At 68.2% G+C, this 18,184-nt stretch carries 18 protein-coding genes; 10 read left to right on the top strand and 8 right to left on the bottom strand.

All coding sequences use genetic code 11. The features are described from left to right. The first annotated feature begins 119 nt into the window (after positions 1–119). Positions 120–2,681: an ABC transporter substrate-binding protein gene (locus tag ACZ6YV_RS17820; protein ID WP_465510633.1), complete on the top strand. Its 2,562-nt coding sequence runs from the start codon at positions 120–122 to the stop codon at positions 2,679–2,681. Between the two features lie 20 nt (positions 2,682–2,701). On the opposite strand, the gene ACZ6YV_RS17815 is transcribed toward ACZ6YV_RS17820, so the two are convergent. Continuing rightward, positions 2,702–3,250: a CGNR zinc finger domain-containing protein gene (locus tag ACZ6YV_RS17815; protein WP_465510632.1), complete on the bottom strand. Its 549-nt coding sequence runs from the start codon at positions 3,248–3,250 to the stop codon at positions 2,702–2,704. A gap of 64 nt (positions 3,251–3,314) precedes the next feature. Between ACZ6YV_RS17815 and ACZ6YV_RS17810 the strand changes: the two genes are divergently transcribed. The 6 genes from ACZ6YV_RS17810 to ACZ6YV_RS17785 all read left to right on the top strand — a co-directional run bounded on the left by ACZ6YV_RS17810 (position 3,315) and on the right by ACZ6YV_RS17785 (position 11,169). Further along, the gene (locus tag ACZ6YV_RS17810) at positions 3,315–3,953 is read left to right on the top strand and encodes a haloacid dehalogenase type II (RefSeq protein WP_465510631.1); all 639 of its coding nucleotides are present in this window, start codon (positions 3,315–3,317) and stop codon (positions 3,951–3,953) included. A gap of 77 nt (positions 3,954–4,030) precedes the next feature. Further along, a complete protein-coding gene (locus tag ACZ6YV_RS17805) occupies positions 4,031–4,528 on the top strand; it encodes a hypothetical protein (protein ID WP_465510630.1) in 498 nt (165 codons plus the stop codon). Beyond that, positions 4,528–5,907, top strand: coding sequence for a hypothetical protein (locus tag ACZ6YV_RS17800; RefSeq protein ID WP_465510629.1), 1,380 nt, complete (start codon positions 4,528–4,530; stop codon positions 5,905–5,907). Before ACZ6YV_RS17805 ends, ACZ6YV_RS17800 begins: the two co-directional genes overlap by 1 nt. Continuing rightward, on the top strand, positions 5,904–7,274 hold the full coding sequence (locus tag ACZ6YV_RS17795; RefSeq protein WP_465510628.1) for a VWA domain-containing protein: 1,371 nt from the start codon (positions 5,904–5,906) through the stop codon (positions 7,272–7,274). Before ACZ6YV_RS17800 ends, ACZ6YV_RS17795 begins: the two co-directional genes overlap by 4 nt. 20 nt (positions 7,275–7,294) lie before the next feature. Further along, positions 7,295–8,407, top strand: a complete 1,113-nt coding sequence (locus ACZ6YV_RS17790; RefSeq protein ID WP_465510627.1) for an ATP-binding protein — start codon at positions 7,295–7,297, stop codon at positions 8,405–8,407. Beyond that, a complete protein-coding gene (locus tag ACZ6YV_RS17785) occupies positions 8,404–11,169 on the top strand; it encodes a DUF5682 family protein (RefSeq protein WP_465510626.1) in 2,766 nt (921 codons plus the stop codon). Before ACZ6YV_RS17790 ends, ACZ6YV_RS17785 begins: the two co-directional genes overlap by 4 nt. Before the next feature lie 45 nt (positions 11,170–11,214). Here ACZ6YV_RS17785 and ACZ6YV_RS17780 read toward each other — a convergent pair whose 3' ends face one another. Next, a complete protein-coding gene (locus tag ACZ6YV_RS17780) occupies positions 11,215–12,693 on the bottom strand; it encodes a carotenoid oxygenase family protein (RefSeq protein ID WP_465510625.1) in 1,479 nt (492 codons plus the stop codon). An 83-nt stretch (positions 12,694–12,776) separates the two neighbouring features. On the opposite strand from ACZ6YV_RS17780, the gene ACZ6YV_RS17775 reads away from it, so the two are divergent. Then, on the top strand, positions 12,777–13,496 hold the full coding sequence (locus tag ACZ6YV_RS17775; RefSeq protein ID WP_465510624.1) for a TetR/AcrR family transcriptional regulator: 720 nt from the start codon (positions 12,777–12,779) through the stop codon (positions 13,494–13,496). Here ACZ6YV_RS17775 and ACZ6YV_RS17770 read toward each other — a convergent pair. Continuing rightward, positions 13,483–14,085: a TetR/AcrR family transcriptional regulator gene (locus tag ACZ6YV_RS17770; protein WP_465510623.1), complete on the bottom strand. Its 603-nt coding sequence runs from the start codon at positions 14,083–14,085 to the stop codon at positions 13,483–13,485. The genes ACZ6YV_RS17775 and ACZ6YV_RS17770 overlap by 14 nt on opposite strands. 25 nt (positions 14,086–14,110) lie before the next feature. Between ACZ6YV_RS17770 and ACZ6YV_RS17765 the strand changes: the two genes are divergently transcribed. Further along, on the top strand, positions 14,111–14,740 hold the full coding sequence (locus tag ACZ6YV_RS17765) for an alpha/beta fold hydrolase (RefSeq protein WP_465510622.1): 630 nt from the start codon (positions 14,111–14,113) through the stop codon (positions 14,738–14,740). Here ACZ6YV_RS17765 and ACZ6YV_RS17760 read toward each other — a convergent pair. After that, on the bottom strand, positions 14,724–15,332 hold the full coding sequence (locus ACZ6YV_RS17760) for a TIGR03086 family metal-binding protein (RefSeq protein WP_465510621.1): 609 nt from the start codon (positions 15,330–15,332) through the stop codon (positions 14,724–14,726). The two genes, ACZ6YV_RS17765 and ACZ6YV_RS17760, sit on opposite strands and share 17 nt — an antisense overlap. Positions 15,333–15,402: 70 nt before the next feature. On the opposite strand from ACZ6YV_RS17760, the gene ACZ6YV_RS17755 reads away from it, so the two are divergent. Continuing rightward, a complete protein-coding gene (locus tag ACZ6YV_RS17755; protein ID WP_378239202.1) occupies positions 15,403–15,831 on the top strand; it encodes a MarR family winged helix-turn-helix transcriptional regulator in 429 nt (142 codons plus the stop codon). Positions 15,832–15,834: 3 nt separating this feature from the next. Here ACZ6YV_RS17755 and ACZ6YV_RS17750 read toward each other — a convergent pair whose 3' ends face one another. The 4 genes from ACZ6YV_RS17750 to ACZ6YV_RS17735 are packed head-to-tail and all read right to left on the bottom strand — an operon-like array spanning position 15,835 to position 18,178. Further along, positions 15,835–16,272 (bottom strand): hypothetical protein, encoded by a 438-nt coding sequence (locus ACZ6YV_RS17750; protein ID WP_465510620.1) that lies wholly within the window; start codon positions 16,270–16,272, stop codon positions 15,835–15,837. Next, complete coding sequence (locus ACZ6YV_RS17745) at positions 16,269–16,874, bottom strand: TetR/AcrR family transcriptional regulator (RefSeq protein ID WP_465510619.1); 606 nt, start codon at positions 16,872–16,874, stop codon at positions 16,269–16,271. The genes ACZ6YV_RS17750 and ACZ6YV_RS17745 overlap by 4 nt, the downstream gene beginning before the upstream one ends. A gap of 36 nt (positions 16,875–16,910) precedes the next feature. Next, positions 16,911–17,558 carry a GIY-YIG domain-containing protein gene (locus ACZ6YV_RS17740; RefSeq protein ID WP_465510618.1) on the bottom strand — a complete coding sequence of 216 codons (648 nt, stop codon included), beginning with the start codon at positions 17,556–17,558 and terminating at the stop codon, positions 16,911–16,913. Beyond that, positions 17,555–18,178, bottom strand: coding sequence for a YaaA family protein (locus ACZ6YV_RS17735; RefSeq protein ID WP_465510617.1), 624 nt, complete (start codon positions 18,176–18,178; stop codon positions 17,555–17,557). The genes ACZ6YV_RS17740 and ACZ6YV_RS17735 overlap by 4 nt, the downstream gene beginning before the upstream one ends. Positions 18,179–18,184 lie beyond the last annotated feature (6 nt).

The following is an 18,184-nucleotide window of genomic DNA, read 5'->3' as shown; positions in this document are numbered from 1 at the left end:
GCCCTTCTCGGTGGTTACCGGGGAGGGCTTCGTGCTGTGTTCGGTGGTCTCTCGATCGGGTAGCCGTCGGCTGCCTAGAGTCGGCGTCCCAGTGAAACCGACATCCCGGAGGCCGTTCCGTGCCGGAGAACCCTGCCACCGCGGCCGCCCTCACGCACCGGGCGATCAGGCTCAGCGAGTCGGATCCTTTGCGTGCCCGCGAACTCCTGGGTGCCGCGCTCGCGAAGGACTACGACTACGAACCGGCGTGGCGCTGGCTCGCCGACCTGGTCACCGATGACGGAGAGCGGCGCTTCTGCCTCGACCGCGCGTACGCGATCAAGATCGATTCGGTGACCGCGGGCGCCCGCAAGGCATTGGCCGCTGTGCCGCCCACACCGCCCGCCGAGGTCGCCGACCTGATCGACCCGTCGCCGCCCGCCGCGGCCACGGAGGCGCCCGGCCGACGCCGAGCCATGCGGTGGGCCGTGGTGGGGGCTTCCGTGGCCGTCCTGCTCTCGGTGCTCGGGGTGTGGTCGGTCTCGGGGGACGATCGGGGCGAGCCGGTGCACATCGCGCTGGTGGCGGGGATGACCGGGGACAACGCGGTCGCCGCGTCGCATATGGAACGCGCGGTGCGCATGCACCTCGAAACCGTGAACGCCGCGGGTGGTGTCAACGGGCACCCGGTGGAACTGCTCGTCTACAACGACGAGGACATCGTGGACAAGGCGGTCGACATCGCCCGGCGAATCGTCCGCGAGAACAAGGTGATGTACGTGATCGGGCACGCCCGCAGCGACACCGCGCTCGCGGCGGCGCCGATCTACCAACGGGCTGGGATCCCGGCCATCACGCCGTCGGCGGGCGCCTCGAAGATCACCGACGGCAGCGATTGGTACTTCCGCAGCATGTACGGAAACCGGACCCAGAGCGACTTCCTCTCCGTCTACATCTCGCGAGTGCTGGGTTCGACGACCGCGGCCGTCGTCCACGAGCAGGACGAGGGCGGCCGATCCAACCAGGAGACGTTCCTGGAGTCGTTCGGGGAGTTCGGCCGGGTGACCGCGGATCTGCCGATCGCCATGGGGCCGGACTCGCACACGGCGTCGGTTCAGGCCGCGGTCACCGAACTCCGGACGCACGATCCGCGTGAGCCGATCCTGCTCGCAGTCGAGGAAAAAAGCGGTCTGGAGTTGATCGAGGGGCTGCGCTCGGCGGGTGTCACGGCGCCCATCGTCGGGGTCTCGTCGCTGAGTTCGCGGGCCTTCCACGCCTCGCTGGTCGAAGCAGAACGGAAGCGAAGCCAGCCGGGTTCCTTCACCAGGAACCTGTTCATGGCGACGCCGATGGCCCATGACTCACTGTCCGGCACCGCCCAGGTCTGGGCCGACGCCTACGAGCGGCGCTATGGGGAACGCCCGCAGTGGCAGGCCGCGACCGCACGGCAGGCCGTCAACGTCGGCCTGCACGCGATGCAGACAAGTGGTCTCGACTTCGACGAGGGGCACCTCGCACAGGACCGCGGGCGAGTGCGCGACACGATGGCGTCGTTGAAGGACAAGAAGAACTCCTTCCCCGCACTGCTGGGACCGCTGTACTTCACCGCGAACGGATCGGCCCAGATGGCGGTGTCCGTCGTGACCAGCGACGGCTCCCGGTTCGTCTCGGCACCGACCCAGTTCACGATCCACGAACCGCTGACCGAAGAAGCGTTGAAGGCCGATGTGGCGGACGGGAGCGTCATCGCGGTCAAGAACCGGTACCTCAGCCGCCGTCAAGTCGTGGCCACCGGGATCAACTTCAACGAGGTCCGCGAGCTGGACACCGCGGCGGGCACCTATTTCGTCGACTTCTTCGTCTGGTTGAAGTACACCGGCAGCCATGTCGCGGCCGACGTGCAGTTCGTCAACGCGGTCCGGCCCGATCTGACCCTCGGGGAGCCGCTTCGCGACGTCACCGAGAACGGAAGCACCTACCGCCTCTATCGGGTCGCCGACCGTTTCAAGAGCGGTCTGGAATTCCGCGACTTCCCGTTCGACCGCCAGCGGCTCACCGTCCTGCTGCAGAACCGGACCCAGACCGCCGATCAGGTCTCCTACGTGACCGACAAGGAGATCCTCGATCAAGACCCCGACGTCTACCTGCGCAGTGGTGCCGACACCACCGCGAACATCAACCAGGTGCCGAACTGGGTCGCCTCGTCGGTCCGGTTCTACCGGCAGACCGTCGGCAGCAGCGACGCGCTGGGCGACAGCCAGTCCGCCGGGACCGCGACAGGCATCTACTACAGCCAGTACTCGGGCGAGATCGAGCTGAAGCGGGACACGCTGCCGTTCCTGATCAAGAACCTGTTGCCGCTGGTCTTGCTGATCAGCGTCACGTTCCTGTGCCTGTTCTTCAAACCGGCCGATGACAGAGCGGCCGTGTCGATGGGCGTCACCGCGATTCTGAGTACCGCTGTCCTGCTCAACAACGTGACGTCCCAGCTCCCGTCGGTCAGCTACATCGTGGCGCTGGAATGGGGCTATTACTCGTTCATCCTGCTCGCCGGGATCTGCGTTTTGATCACCATGGTGCGCAAACGTCTCGCCGTGACGAAACGCGATGGCGCCGAACAAGTCCTGAGCCGGGCCGCTCGCATCGGTTATCCCGTCTATCTCTTCACGGTCGTGGCTTGGTTCTCGATCGTCTACGGGTGAGGTGAATCAGTCCGGCGGTTTCAAGAGTCGCGACGCTTGAGGCGGGCACGGTGGTTGGCGACGTTGACGCGGTTCCCGCACAGTCCCGGCATGCAATAGCGACGCCGCCCGGGTCTTGTCGTGTCGATGAAGGCGCCACGGCAAGTGGGCGCCCCGCACGCGCGGAAGCGTTCCGCGCCGAGAGTCCGGACGACGCCGAGTATTCCGACGCCACAGATCAGGGAGAGCGCGTCGGTGACTGTCGCGCCTGATCGAAGTGAAACGGCCCATCGTGAGCTGTCGGTCAGGAGGGTGACGTGAGCGGCAGGTGATGTGAGGGCGGAAGCGCCGGAGATGAGGTGCTCCCCGTCCGGATGGTCGATCAGGCCCCGCACCGTGGTGCGCAGCCGATGGACAGCCCGGAGGTCGGCGGCTTGGGTGGGCTCGGCGAGTGAGTGAAGCTTGGCGAAGGTGGCGAGAGACGCCAGGTCGGGCAGGTGCTCTTCGCCGTGCCAGACCTCAGGGGCGGTGTTGACGAGTTCGGTAGCGATGCCCGCCGCCCAGACGTAATCGTCTAATGCTACTTGCATCCCTTACCAACCTCTCGTACGTTCACGGTTAACCGCTACTTTAACCCTTACCGGGAGGTTGCCCGTGGAGATCGATGCCTTGGTGTTCGACATACTCGGCACGCTCGTCGACGAACCGGCCGGGATCCGCGCGGCCATCCGGCAGGCCACGCCGGACGCCGACGCGGACGAGCTGGTCAAGCAGTGGCTAGGCCACCTCGAAACCGAGCAGCGACGCATCGTCGAGGGGGAGAGGCCGTACGCCCCGAGTGACGTTCTCGACCGCGAAGCAGCTCAAACAGACGCACTCGCGACAGCGGGCCGCAGGATGCCGCCCTGGCCCGACACTGTCGAAGGGCTGGCCCGGCTCGCCGAGCACTACCCGCTGATCGGCCTCTCCAACGCCAGCCGGACGACGCTGCTCCGGATGAACGCCTACGCGGGCCTCCGCTGGCATCAGGCCCTTTCCGCCGAGGAGGTGCAGTCCTACAAGCCCGACCCGGCGGTCTACGAGCTGGCCGTCAAGGTGTCCGGAACACCGCCGGAGCGCCTGCTGATGGTCGCCGCCCACGCGTGGGACCTGAGGGGTGCGCAGAGCGTCGGTCTCCGGACCGCCTACGTCGCCAGGCCCGTCGGGGACCCGCCGTCGGCGACGGATCGGTTCGACTTCCACGCCGAAGACCTCGCCGATCTGGCAGCTCAGCTCGCCGGATCGCGGGCCTGATCGAAAACTGTCGGTGCCTCTCGCTAGGTTCTTCCCAGTCCCCACCGAGGCACCCCCCCCCGCAAGGAGAAGATGCGTTGTCAGACTGGGAAAGAGCGAGCACGGCCCGGGTGTTGCCACCTGCCCGCCCGCGCAAGCTCGCGAAGGTTCCGTTCGTCGAACTGGCCGACGGGCGGGTGCAGGGCGTGGTGTCCAGCGGATCGGACATCGGGCGGGTGTACGTCTCGTCGGTCGCGGCGAGCACGTACGAATTCGCCTGTAGTACCAACAACAATCGGCCTTGCGGCGGGGCGCGTGGCATGTTCTGCAACCACATCCTCGCTCTGCTCAACGAATCCACCCTTCAGTACGGTGCCGAGCGTGTCGCGCGGTACTTGCGTGTTGAGGTCGCGGAGCCGACAGCGCAGGCCATTTCGCAGACCATGAGCGCGACGCGGCCGTCGCAGGGCGACAACACCGCCGCCGCGTCCGTGTTCAGCCAGTTCTTGCGGCACTTGGCATACCTGGAGTTCGAAGCGTCGACGGTGCCGGTGCCGGAACTGCAGTGGTTCCCGCCGACCAGGGCGGTGGTGTGATGCGTACCGATCTGCTCACCGATCCCATCGCCGGTCTCGACGAGGCGTTGGCGGCTGTCGACGCGTTCGATGACGTGCTCATCGCGGGGCTGCTTCGGCCTCAGAAGATCACCGGCTTGACCGAGCTGGCCGATGCCGTCGCGGGCTCCCCGCTGGCGGCGCGAGTCGCCGAGGCGGCCGAGAAGACCGCGGCCGGAGCGGCAGGGGAGGAGCACCTCGTTTCCCTTGCCGCGGCGAGGATCGCGGTGTTCGGCTCGGTGCATGACGCGGCTCTCTCGCGCATCGCCGAGGCGACTGGCCGGCCATCGGGCGAGGAGGCCGTCCGAGAGGCTTCCGAGACGGAGATGCCCAATCTGCTGGCCGCCGCTCGGTCCTGGCTGTCCGATCTGGCCCGTGCCGGCTGGCAGGGCATCGATCACGACCTGATTTCGGCTTCGGCACCGGTGATCTCCGCGTTGCTCGCGGAGCCGAGTTTGCGGCGGTTGGCTGTCCTGCTCGACGGGTTCGCGGCGGAACTCGCGGCGTCCTGTCCAGGGGCGGCGTTGGAGCGCGTTCCGGTCCGGCGCTGGGGTGACCTGTGGTCGCGCGGGATGCTGCTGACCTTGCCCGGTGTGGCGGCGACGCCTGCGATCGGCACCGTCACCGGCCGCCTGCTGCCGCTCGGCGTCGACCTGCTGGAACACTCGACGGCCGCGCAGGCTCAGGTCCACGCGGTGATCGAACCCGACGACGGCACCGCGCCGCGTCTCGTGCGTGCGAGCGTGACGGTCCCGAAGCCGGACACGATCATCGGCGCCGGGATCTGGCAGTTGCTGCGCCCGCATCTGTCCCTGCTCACGGCGGTCAGCGAGGGCCGCTCGATGGTCCTCGCGGACATGCCGGTCACCGCTGAGGGTGACCTCCTCTGGCAGGACGAACATGCCCGTCTCGGCGAGCCCGCGGACGCGTTCTCCACGGCGCGGGTGGCTCTGCCGAAAGCCATCGCGTCGGCGGTCGCGCCGCTGGACCGGCATCCGGCGCGCATCGCCGTACCCGTCTTCCTTGAGGGCTATGGCGTCGAAGGCGAGGAAGAGGCGCTCTCGTTCACGTTCGCCGGGAATCACCTTTCCGTCGAAACCGACCGCATCCCGGCCGCCGGGCCGCTGACTCCGAAGGCGGTCGCGGGTTCCAGCGCGTGCATCGGCCTGCTCCGGTGGGACGGCGGCTTCCGGCTCCAGCCGCTCGCCGTCGAGACCACCGTGCGCAAGAAGACCACCGAAGTGCACGCCGGAGCGTGGGCCGGAGGCACCACTGACAAGGCCGGGGTGAAAGCCGAGAAGGCGGCCACCGACGCCGCGGCCGTGCTACGCGAGCGCGCCGGAAGGTTGTTGCGGAAATGACCGACTCCGACGACAACCGCCGCCAGGTCCTGTACTGGCGACTGCTCGCCCGGCTCTTCGACAACGACGAGCAGGCCACGCTCGAATCGGCGAGTGTGGCCGTGGTCGAGGACATCGGCCTGCCGTCCGCGTTGCTGGACCCGAACGTCGCCGTCGACTCGGTCGTCCAGCGGCATCCGGAGCTGGCCGCCGAGTTCGACGGGCTGATGGTCCCCGAAGCCGAGGACAGCCGGGACAAGGCCGCCGAAGTACGGCGCGCGGCCCTGGTGTCGAAGGTGCTCCTCAACGTCTTCGCCCCGGCACCCCACACGGTGACCGCCGGTCAGCTGTCCTGCTGGCAGGCCGACGCGGGCTGGCTGGAGCGCGCACTGGGGTGCCGTCCGGGCGAACTGCGCGGCGGTCGCCCCGGTGGTGCCCCGACCGGTCTCGGTGGCACCGGTGGGGGCGGGGCTCCCGACCTGACCACGCTGCTCCCGGCGATCGGGCCGAACCTCGCCGACATCGAGGCGGATCTCGTCAAGCGGATGCATTTGCGCGAGGTGCTCGCCGATCCCGCGCTCGCGGCGAAGCTGAGCCCGAGCATGTCCCTCATCGAGCAGTTGTTGCGGGACAAGGACAACCTGTCCGGAGTGGCGCTGGCCAACGCCAAGTCGCTGATCCGCCGCTACGTCGACGAGATCGCCGAAGTCCTGCGGACCCAGGTCGAGAAGGCCTCGACGGGCAAGGTGGACCGCTCCGTCCCGCCCAAGCGCGTCTTCCGCAACCTCGATCTCGATCGCACCATCTGGAAGAACCTCACCAACTGGAGCCCGGAAGAGGAAAGGCTCTACGTCGATCGCCTCTACTACAAGCAGACCGCGAAGAAGACCACCCCACAGCGGCTCATCGCGGTGGTCGACCAGTCCGGTTCCATGGTCGACTCGATGGTCAACTGTGCCGTGCTGGCCTCGATCTTCGCCGGACTGCCCAAAGTGGACGTCCATCTGATCGCCTACGACACGCAGGCACTCGACCTCACGCCATGGGTGCACGATCCGTTCGAGACCCTGCTGCGCACCAATCTCGGCGGCGGTAACGACGGCATGGTCGCGATGGGGTTGACCCAGCCGAAGATCGCCGAACCCACCAACACCGTGGTGGTGTGGATCTCCGACTTCTACGAGACTCGTGTCGAGCAGCTCTTCGAAAGCATGGCCGCGATCCACCGGTCCGGGGCGAAGTTCATCCCCGTCGGCTCGGTCACCAGCGCCGGCCGGGGCAGCGTCAACCCGTGGTTCCGAGAGCGCTTCAAAGACCTCGGCACACCGGTGATCTCCGGCCACATCACCAAGCTCGTCCACGAACTCAAGACTTTTCTCACCTCCTGAACCTTCCCGAAAGGCAAGACATGTCCGACGTGTTGCGCGCCCCCGCCGAACTCAAGTACGCCGAAGAGCTGGACTGGCTGGAATCGGTCGACGACAGCCCCAAGCCGTTCGCCTGGCGCCTGTCCCCGAAGATGCTGCGCCTGTTCGTCCTCGGTTCCGAGCGAGCCGACGGCCTCGACCGTGAGATCTCGCAGAAGTGGTTCGGTGACCGGAGCATCGTCGAGCGAGCCATCGTCACGCTCGCCTCCGACCGCGGCCTGCTGCTGATCGGTGACCCCGGCACCGGCAAGAGCTGGCTCGCCGAACTGCTGGCCGCGGCGATCTCCCGCAACTCCACGCTCGTCGTGCAGGGAACCGCCGGCACCACCGAAGACCACATCAAGTACTCGTGGAACGTCTCCATGGTCATCGCCAAGGGCCAGTCCCGCGAGTCGATGATCCCGTCACCGATCATGACGGCGATGGAGGCGGGCTCGATCGGCCGCTTCGAGGAGCTGACCCGGTCCACCAGCGACGTCCAGGACGCGCTGATCTCGATCCTGTCGGAGAAGTACATCTCGGTGCCGGAACTGGACAGTGACGGCATCGTCTTCGCCAAGCCCGGCTTCTCGGTGATCGCCACCGCCAACAGCCGCGACCGCGGCGTCAACGACCTGTCCTCCGCGCTCAAGCGCCGCTTCAACTTCGTCCGCATCCCGGTGGTGACGAACAAGAAGAGCGAAGCGGAGATCGTCCGCTTCCGCACCGAGGAGCTCCTGCGCCGTCACCAGATCGAGCTGGACGTGCCGCCGACGCTGCTCGACGTGCTGCTGCGCAGTTTCGGCGACCTGCGCGCCGCGGCGGCGTCGGCGGGCAGCGACGACGAAAAGCTGGAGTCCGCGCTGTCCACCGCCGAGCAGATCGGCGTACTCGAAGACGCGGTCCTGCACAGCAACTTCTTCGGGGAACGCGCGCTGACCGCCCGCGCGCTCGCGTCCTCGCTCGTCGGCTCGCTCGCCCGTCGTGAGCCGGAGGACCTGGCGATCCTCAACAAGTACCTGCACGGCGTCGTCGAGCCGCGCAGCAAGGACGAGGGCGGGGACTGGCCGGAGTTCCTCGACGGCGGCCGCGACGCGATCGCCACCCTCTCGTGAGCGGCGCCTTCGAGGCGTTGCGAGGCCAGCTGCAGGAGGCCGCGGCCGTCTTCGCCGACGGGCCCGGCGCACTGGAGGGCATCTTGCTCGGGCTCGTCGACGACGTCGACCGCGCGGTGCGGGAGCCGCTGGAGATCTTCCCGGTCTGCCACCATTCCCCGGCTTCGGCCGTGGCGATGGCGCGGCGGCTGCGGGAGAAGCAACCGAAGGTGGTCTTCCTCGAACTGTGCGAGGACATGGCGCCGCTGCTGACCGAGCTGCGCAACTGCCGTCTTCCCGTGGCGGTGCAGGCCTTCGCGACCGACGTGAAGGGGTTCCCCGCCGAGTGGGCGCCGTTGTCGGTGGTCGCGCCGATCACCGAGGCCTCGGCGGAGTACCAGGCGATCGCGTACGCCCTCGATACTCCCGGTGTCGAACTCGTGCTCGTCGACAGGTCGGCGGACCACGTCTTCCAGTGGAACGAACGCGAGCCGTCGCCTGAGCCGGAAGCGCCGCCCGCCGAGGAAGAGGCCGCGCTGCACGGTGACGCGGTGGGTGTCGAGATCGGTGACCTGCGGCCCCGGTTCGCCGAACTCGAGGAACACCTGCTGCGGCACGGACGGGTGCGGCACTGGTCGGAGTGGTGGCACCAATACGTCGAACTGCCGCTCGGCGACAGCGACCACGACACCTACCGCCAGGTCATGTTCCTGATCGGCAGCCTGTTCCGACGGCTCGCGCCGGGGGACACCCGCCGCGTGCGGGTGGACGAAGACCGCGAGCGCTACATGTGGACCCGGATGCGGGAGCACCTCGCCGCGTCGGGCGCCGATCCGGCGGACTGCCTCTACATCTGCGGCGCGTTCCACGCGGCCAGCCGGGTCGCGGAGTTCGGCGTCGAGGGTACGGACGGGTTCGTGATCAGCCCGCGCAGTGCGAGCACCTGGCAGTACGGGCTGATCCCGTCGAGCCACGCCTCGATCGAGGCGCAGTTCGGGCTCGCCGGGGGATCGGTGTCGATCGCGGCGACCGAGTGGGCGAAGAACCTCAAACGCACCAAGGTGAAGCAGTTCCAGCTGGAAGGGCAGGTGGGCGGGCCGAAGCGGAAGAAGGCCGCGGAGCTGCCCGCGCCCACGGCTGATCCGGTGGCAGTGGATCCATCGGATCAGCTTTCCGGCTTCCTGCAACGACCCCCGGTCCTCGACAGGCTGGACGAGGCCGAGTTGCTGGGCTGGTCGGTCGAGGTCGTGCGGGCGGCCCGTCGCAATGGCTACCTGTCTTCGACGGCCGACGCCATCGCGGTGTTCGAGACCTCGATCCTGCTGGCGGGCCTGCGCGATCGGGCCAAGCCGACGCCGTACGACTTCCAGGACGCGGCGGTCACCTGCATCGAGAAGGACATCGTGCCCGGCAGGCGCGACGTCCGCCGCATCGTCGAGATCATGATGGGCGGCGACCGGATCGGCCAGGTCGGGTACGACGCGTTGCCGCCGCTGGCGCGCGACGTGCACGACAGGCTCGAACCCCTGAACCTCAAGTTGCAGCAACGAGGTGTGCAGCGGGCGCTGCTCGACATCGCTTCGCGGCCGGAGCTGGAGCCGTGCTCGGATCTGTTGTGGATGCTGCGGTACCTGATGCCGCACGGCGCTGCGCGGCCGATCATGGGGGAGCGACGGCTCGGCGAACGGCCGATCCAGGAGTCGTGGGATCTGGCGCTGGGCACCCACCAACGAGCCCTGATCGAGCTGGGATATGAGGGCGTCAGCATCGAACAGGTGCTGGAACAGCGGCTCCGGCGAGCGGCCTATCACCCACAGGCCACCGCGGCGAAGGTGCTCGAAGCCGTCGAGGACGCGACGCTCTACTTGCGCAGCGCCAGGTTGGCGGGGGAGCTGGGCACGCGTGCCCAGGAGTTGCTGGCCACCGAACGGACTGTCGACGGCGCTCCGGAAGTGCTGCGGCGGGTGCGGAGACTGCTGGCGCACTACCGGACCAGCGAGCCGGTGCTGCCCCGGTGGATCGAGGACTTCGTCAGGACGGGGTACGCGCACTACTGCACCTTGCTGCCGGCGGCGTTCGCCGACGAAGAGGCCGGTGTCGAGCAGGTCGCCGCGATGCTGGGCTTCCTGTTCAGCATGGAGGCGCTGGCCCTGTCGCTGGGCTGCGATCGCACCCAGCTGGAGCTGTCGATCGCCGGAGCGCATCCGCAGGAGCCGTCGAAGGTGGCGCTTCTGTGGGCGGCACAGGTCCAGCTCGGAACCCTCTCGCGTGCGGAACTGCGCGAGCGGTGCGCCGAACTCCTGGCCAACCCGATGGTGCTGCCTGCCTATCCGCGCTACCTCAGCGGATTCGTCCACGCGCTGGAACCCGCCCCGGGACTGGCCGACTTCGTCGTCGAGGCGATGTCCAACGCCTTCGCCGAGCTCCCGGACAGGCTGCTGCTGCCATGGCTGCCGACCTTGATCACCACGCTGAGGTCTCGGGGCGCGGAGCTGGTGCCGTTGATCGTGCGTGAAGCCGGGCGAGTCTTCCCCGGTCGGCTCGCGGCGCTCGACGCATGGGTCCCGCCCTGGAAAGCCCAGCCGGAACCGCTCACGGTGACCAGGAAGACCGGTGGGAGCGGTCTCGCGTTGCTCGTGGCGCATCCGGTGACCTGTGACGCCGTGGCGGGTCTGCTGGGCTGCGACGAACCGTGGGGGAGCACCGTGCCCGCCGGCTTGGCGCTGCTGGAGCGGTATCCGGACACCGCCGTCGCAGTGGAGGAGGTGCTCACCGGGGTGTGAACCGAGGGGCGGTCGCCGGGGGCACCCGGCGACCGCCCGGGGCGCTCAGTCGGCGACCCAGCTGCCGTGGAATCCCAGCGGTACCGGCCTCGGCAAGTGGATACGTGCCAACGGTTTCGCGGTGAAGTCCTGTGCCGAGAGGATCACCAGATCCGAGGCGCCGCGGTCAGGGTTGTTCACGTAGGCGAGGGCGTAACCGTCGTCCTCCGACTTGCTGCGCGCCGATGGCACGAAGACCGCCTCGCTCGCGTCGGCATCCCGGCCGAAACGGTGCACCTCCGAGCGCCCGCTCTGCAGATCGTGCTTGATCAACGCGTTGCCGAAGGAGTTGGCGGGCTTGTCCAGGTAGACGTCGAACAGTTCACCCGGCGAGGCCGAATAGCCGTACCGGTGCCGTCGTGACACCAGGCTTTCGTTGACCCGGGGGAACTCCTGCGGCCGGTCGTCGAGGACGCGGCGCCGCACCTGTCCCTGCGCGAGATCGATCGTCCAGCGCTCCAGGACCGGCGGGCCCGACGCCGACGGGCCGCCGAAGCCCTGCTTACCCGCCACCTCGAAGGGCGCCGGCATCGTGGTCAGGTCGACCACCACCGTGGAGCCCTGCTCGTAGGCGTTGAGCGTATGCGAGTAGAAGACCGGATCCACGCCGAACCAGCGGACCGGACCGCCTTCGCGTTTCATCACGCCCACCCTGGCCGGGTGCTCCGTGTTCCACTTGTAGGGCACGACCTTGCCCGGCTGCGGATCGAAGGTGACGGGCACGTCGAAGACGACCACGTAGTTCTTGGTGAGCCCGAAGTCGTGCATCATCGGGCTGTCGGTGACCGGGATCCGGGTGGTTCGCACCACGCGGCCGGTCCGGTCGACCAGCAGATGCCGCACGTGGTCCCAAGTCGGGTGATACGTCACCGCGTGCAGTTCGTCGGCGTAGGCGTCGAACTTGGTGTGCGCGGTGTAGGAACCGTCCAGTGAGCCGCTGAAATCGAACGGCCCCACCGTGTTCAGCTCGCCGTCGAGTTCGTACGGCGGCGCACCCGACTCCTGCAAGGTGAGGATGCGGCCGTGGTGGCTGATCACGTGCGTGTTCGGCGCGAAGTCCTCGGCGGGCACCGGCCACGGGTACCGCTCGCCCAGCTTCGCCGCGACACCGGACGAACGCACCCAGCGGTTGCGGTACCACTCGGCCTTCCCGTCGCGCAGCCGGACGCCGTGCACCATCCCTTCACCCGCCATCCAGTGGTGAGCGCGCGGATCCTCGAGCCCGAGGACGTTCGGCCCGGTGCGCAGGTACCGCCCGCAGAGATCCTTCGGGATGCGGCCGGTGACGGGCAGGCCGAAGGCGGTCACCTCCTCCTTCGTCGGCGCGAAAGCACCTTCGATGAAAGGAAAGTGCTCCTTCGCCGCAGTGGGCGAAAGAGGCTGGGCGGCGACAGCGGATCCGGTGCTGCCGTAGGTCGCGGCGACTCCGCCGATGGCCAGCGCGGCCGCTCCGCGGAGCACGTTCCGCCTGTTCGGTTCGGTCATGGTCGATCCCCCAACTCGTCACTTAACTGTGCATGCCATGAACAGTGTATGCCTTTACCTGTTTTGGATGCAACAATGCCCCGATGGACGACGTCAAGATCGAGTTGCTGCCGCCGGGCACCGCGCTGGCCTGGGGGCACGCCCCGGCGCCCCGGCGCGGGCCGAAACCGGGATACAGCCTCGAGCAGATCGTCGACGCGGCCATCGCGCAGGCCGACGCGGAGGGCTATGCGGCGCTGTCCATGCCGTCGATCGCGAAACGCCTCGGCATCACCGCGAACGCGCTCTACCGCTACCTGAGCTCCAAAGAGGAACTGCTCGTCCTGGTCGCCGAAGCGGCCTGGGGCCCGCCGCCGGAACCGCCGTCCGGCGACTGGCGGGCCGCGGTCACCGCCTGGGCCCGCGCGCTCCTCGAACGCAGCCGCCGCCATCCGTGGCTGATCGACCTGCCGGTGCGCGGCGCGCCGAGCACGCCGAATCTGCTGGGGTGGCTGGAGAACTTCCTGGAAGGGATGGCGAGCTCAGGGCTGAGCACCCAAGACGTGATGGGGTGCACCGTGTTGGTCGACGGCTGGGTGCGCAGCACCGCTTCCCTGCTCCGGGACGTGAACGCGAGCACTCCCGAGCAGGTCCACGCGCTGAGCGGGTTTCTGCGACCGCACCTCCAAGGGCGCGGCTACACGCGCGTCGCCGCCGTGATCTCCGGCGAGGCCTACGGCGAAGAAGGTATCGAGGACGCCGACGTCGAGTTCGGGCTCGGCCGCATCCTGGACGGCATCGAGATGCTCATCAATCGCGAGTGAACACCCCGCCGAGTCGGTAGTCGACGATCTCCGCCGCCCGCTCCGCCGTGTAGGCGTCGACCAGGATCGCGGTGACGAGGCCGGCCGACATCGTCGCGAGCGAGTCTGCCTCCAGCTGAGGATCGAGGTGGGCCGGGATGCCGCCCTTCTTCTGGGCACTCCGGAGCAGTTCGGTGACGGCGTGGACCAGGTGGGGCAGCAGCGGTTCCTGGTCGGGATCCTGGCTTCCGCGCGTGACGTCCACGGCGAAGTAGGCGATCTGGACGGCGGCCAGCATGCGGCCGCGTTCACCCTCCGGCAGGACCGCGGTGAGGTAGGCGCGCACGATGGTGCGCTCGTCCTCGGTCTTCATCGCCTCGCCGATGGTCTTCCCGGCGTTCTCCACGGTCAGTTCGACGATCCGCCGCCAGGCGAAGCGCGACATCTCTTCCTTGGTCGGGAAGTAGTACTGGACCAGGTTCATCGAGATGCCCGCCTCCGCGGCGACCGCGCGCAGCGTGACCGCCTGCAGGCCCTGGGCGGCGGCGATCCGGAAAAGCGCTTCCGCGATCTCGCGCCTGCGCTCTTGGTGATCGACACGTTTCGGCACGCCGTCACTCTGCCGAGGAGGACCGATGCTGGGGGAGTTCACCGACAAGAAGGCGGCCGCGCGTTTCTCTGCCACCTATGACGCGATCCTGCGGAAATGGCCGGTTCCCGCCGAGGAACTGAACATTGAGACGAGATTCGGCCCGACCCGGGTCCGGCTTTGTGGTCCCGAGGACGGTCCGCCGGTTGTGTTGCTTTCCGGCACCGGATCCACGCCGTCTATCGCCGGCCTTGTCATCATCGAAGCCGCGGGGTTCGGCACGATCGGCCGGAGCTTCATCTGGTGGAGCTTCCGGGAGATCTTCCGCTGGTTCCTGCCGAAATGGCTTCTCCGGCTGGTGGCGTCCGGGGATCCGGAGGTGCGGCACACCGTGCGGCCCCTGCTTTTCAGTGCTCTCAAGTACAAACAGCACTTCCCCGAGATGCACCTGTTCAGCGACGACGAGTTGCGCTCGATCGACGTCCCCGCCCGGATCGTCGTCGCCGAACGCAGTGTCATCCACGACGCTCGAGCGGTGGCGGCCCGGCTCGAATCCCTGAGTCCGCACATCCGCGTCGAGGTCGTGCCCAAAACCACTCACGGACTCTCGCTGGAGAAGCCGGAACTGGTCACCGCCCGGGTGCTCGAAGCGGTGCCGGTCAAGCCTGGGGTGTGACGTCCGGCCACGACGGCGAGCGGCCGAGCAGCGCGACGATGGTGTCCAAATCGGACGGCCCCGTCGCGTCCACGGCCGGGCCGAAGGCCGCGCCCGGCGCCTTCCGGTTCCGCCCGTTCGGGATCGACTCGGCGAACTTCAGCCCGGCGTCGAGCACCTCTTGCTCGAACTTCACCGGCAGGCCGAGGGTTTTGGCCACGTCCCAGGAGTGCACGAGGTAGTCCACGAAATGGAAACCGAGCGCCTGCTCCGCGGTGAAGGTGACTTCGGTGGAGAACTCGGGAAGCGCGAACTTCCGGTCGGCGAGGTCGTGGGGGACGAAGGCGTTCAGTACCCGGTTGACCGAGTCGCGGTAGGTGGCGATGGGGTCGTCGCCCAGCGGGAGCAGGCGCCAGTGGTCGAGATGGCTCTCGCCCTCGGCCGCGGCGGCGAAGCCGTGGTGCTGGGTTGTCATATGCGCCAGCAAGCCGTGCAGGGTCCAGGCGGTGCACGGGGTCGGCTTGGTCAGATCGGTAGGGGCGATCCTGGTGACGAGGTCCAGGCTGGTCCGGGTCACGAGGGCGTCGAGGATGCGTAGTTCATCAATAGGCATACGCATATCATCTACATATGCATACGAGTTCGTCAACCGGTTTCGCGACACCGGTCGGTATGGTCTGCGCATGGCGGAGCAAGGGAGGCCGGATCTCGCGGCGATGCTCGGTGGGCTGATGCGAAGGCTGATGAACGCCGAGACGCCGGTGCTGGCCGAGCACGGGTTGACGATGTGGGGCTATGTGGTGCTGAGTGCCCTCGACGACGGGCCTGTCCGTACGCAGGCCGCGCTCGCCAAGGCGATCGGCGCGGACAAGACCCGGATCATCGGCACCCTCGACGCGCTCCAGGAGGACGGCCTGATCACCCGCGAGCCGGATCCGAAGGACCGCCGGGTCCGGCTGCTGGGGATCACCGACGCCGGTCGCGCCGCGCGGAGGTCGGCGCAGTCGCGGATCCAGGAGCAGGAGGAACGGCTGCTCGGACAGCTTCCCGCCGCCGACCGCAAGACGTTCCTCCGTGCCGCGCTGGCGCTTTCCGAAGCCCGCTGGCCGTAAGAGTCACCCAGTGGCGGGACGGCGAGCGAACCAGCCGGCGTAGGTCAGCAGCAGACCCATCACGGCCAGAGCTCCGAAGAAGACGCGGGCGGCGGTCATCGCGACGGGGGAGAGCATGGTCGCGTCGACCCCGGACCGGATCGTCGCGGGCGTCGCGATGAGCAGGAAGCCGCGGATGGCGACGAACCAGCCGAACAGCGACACGGTGACCGCGAGAGGCCCGCGCCAGCTGCGATGTCCGCCGATGATGACGAGCCCCGCCGCGAGCATCATCGCGCCCAGCAACAACATCAGGCCGGGCTGGCCGAACAGATCGCCGGTGAGACTCTGGAGCTCAGGCAGGCGGATCGCGTAAATGGTGGTGAACGTGGCGACATAGGGGCCGATCACGCGGGCGAACGCCCGGGTTCGCCGCTGTGCTTCTGGGCTCGCCGTGGTCATGGCACTGTTCCTTCCTCTGGGTGCGGCCGATAGCCGACTTGGCGGAGCACGGCGCGGAGGAAGTCCTCGGTCTCCACCGGCGTGCAGGTGTCCGGGCGAGTGGCCAGGTGCTGCCAGATCGCGCCGGTGAGCAGGTCGAGCAGGACTTCCAGGTCGACGTCCGCGGGGAGGTGCCCGCTGTCGCGGGCGCGGGCGAACACGTCCCGCCGGGCCTGATCCCGATCCCGGCCGAACAGGTCCTGATACGCCTTGGCGAGCTCCGGCAGGTCCTCGATCGCGCCGTAGACACGGCGGAGGAGACGGCGTTGCCGCGGATCGGCGACGACGGTGGCCCAGCCTTTCAGCAACTGCTCGACGTCGGCGATTTCCGGGATCGGCGGGGGATCGCCGTAGGCGGCTTCGAGTGCGGCGATCAAGAGGCGGGTCTTGTCCGGGAAACGGCGGTACACGGTCGCGCGGGTGACTCCGGCACGGCGCGCCACCTGTTCGATGCTGGCCGCGGTGGCGCCGGATTCGATCAGCAACTCGAGCGCGGCCTCGAGAATCGCCGCGTCCGCTTCCCTGCTGCGCGGCCTGCCGGGCGCGCGGTCTTCTGAAGTCACCTCATTAAGATACAGTGCAGACCTGTATTTTAATAGTCAGATGAGTCCCTGGAGCGAGGTGAGGAAGCCGGGGTCGTAATCCTGATCGACGTGGTTCACGTTCCACAGTCCCGAGTCTCGGACCTTGCCGCTGAGCGCATGATGGCCGAGCCAGGTGGAACTCGGCCGATCGGGGGCCCCGCGGAGGTTGGAGAGCAACGCGATGCTGTTCCGTTCGAGGTGGGCGCGCAGATCGGCGGCGGGGACCGCGAGCCAGAGAAACGGCATCCTGCCCAGGTGGTCGCTGACTTCGCGTTCGATCTCGGACTCGGCAGCGGCCCATTCCGGAAGCCGAGGCCGCGCGGTCCACGCGGTCAGCAAGGGTTCGGATGCGTGATCGCGCCTGATCAACGCTGTCCCGATGTGGCGTCGGAAGATCGACGCACGATGGTTTCCGCCGCCCTTCAGCGTCCCGCGATGCTGCGCGAGGCGCTGCCATAACTTCGTCCGGCTGGTGGCGCTGAGGCCGTGGGTGCCGACGCGGACCACCCTCGGTGTGCCGTCGGCGCGCAGTTCGCCGTCCTCGAAGAAGAAGTAGACGCCGTGACTCGGCCAGCCATCCCGGCCGGTCGCCTCACGCAGCCGCCGAGGAGTGCCGAGCCGATCGAGCAGGGTGTAGAACTCGGCGAGATCCGTGTCCCTCATCCCAGCTTCTCCACGACCAGGCCCGGCGGGTAGTCCGACGGCGACCGGTGCCACCACGCGCCGAAAGCCTGAGCCAGCCGCCGCGGCACCTCGACCTGCGCCCCGCCGCCGTGGAAGTCGATCGTCGCCAGCACGCCCTCGATCTCCGTGGAGCTCCAAGGGATCCGCCGGACCAGCTTCGCGTAGTCGGCGCTCGCGGACACGAACGTGACCACCTTCGTCGCGCCGATCCGGCGGGCTTCTTCGATGACGGCGTCTTCGAGCACGCCGGACGGCCAGTCGCCGAGCCTGAGTTTCCGGTCGTAGTAGGGGATCGGCTCGTCCGCGCGCAGGAGTCCGTAGCCGCCGCTGAGGATCAGCAGGCGTCCGCTCCCGGCGGCTTCGCCCAGTGCACTGCCGACGTTCCGGTAGAAGTTTCCGTTGTAACGGAGCCAGGCGGGCCGCAGCCCGCCACTGTCGACCTTGGACCGGGCCAGGACGTCGTCCCGTGCGCGAAGCATCTGCTCCGGCCAGACCGCGCCGGCTTCCCCGGACGCGTCACCGCCACGGATCTTGGCTTTCGAAGGGCCGAGGATCGTCAGCGCCGTGCGCGGATCGATCGCGTCCAGGACGGTTTTCACCGGAGA

The sequence above is a fragment of the Amycolatopsis sp. NPDC102522 genome (assembly GCF_055584485.1).
The sequence above is the reverse complement of the archived record's forward strand: the minus strand, read 5'-3'. Positions and strand labels throughout refer to the sequence as shown.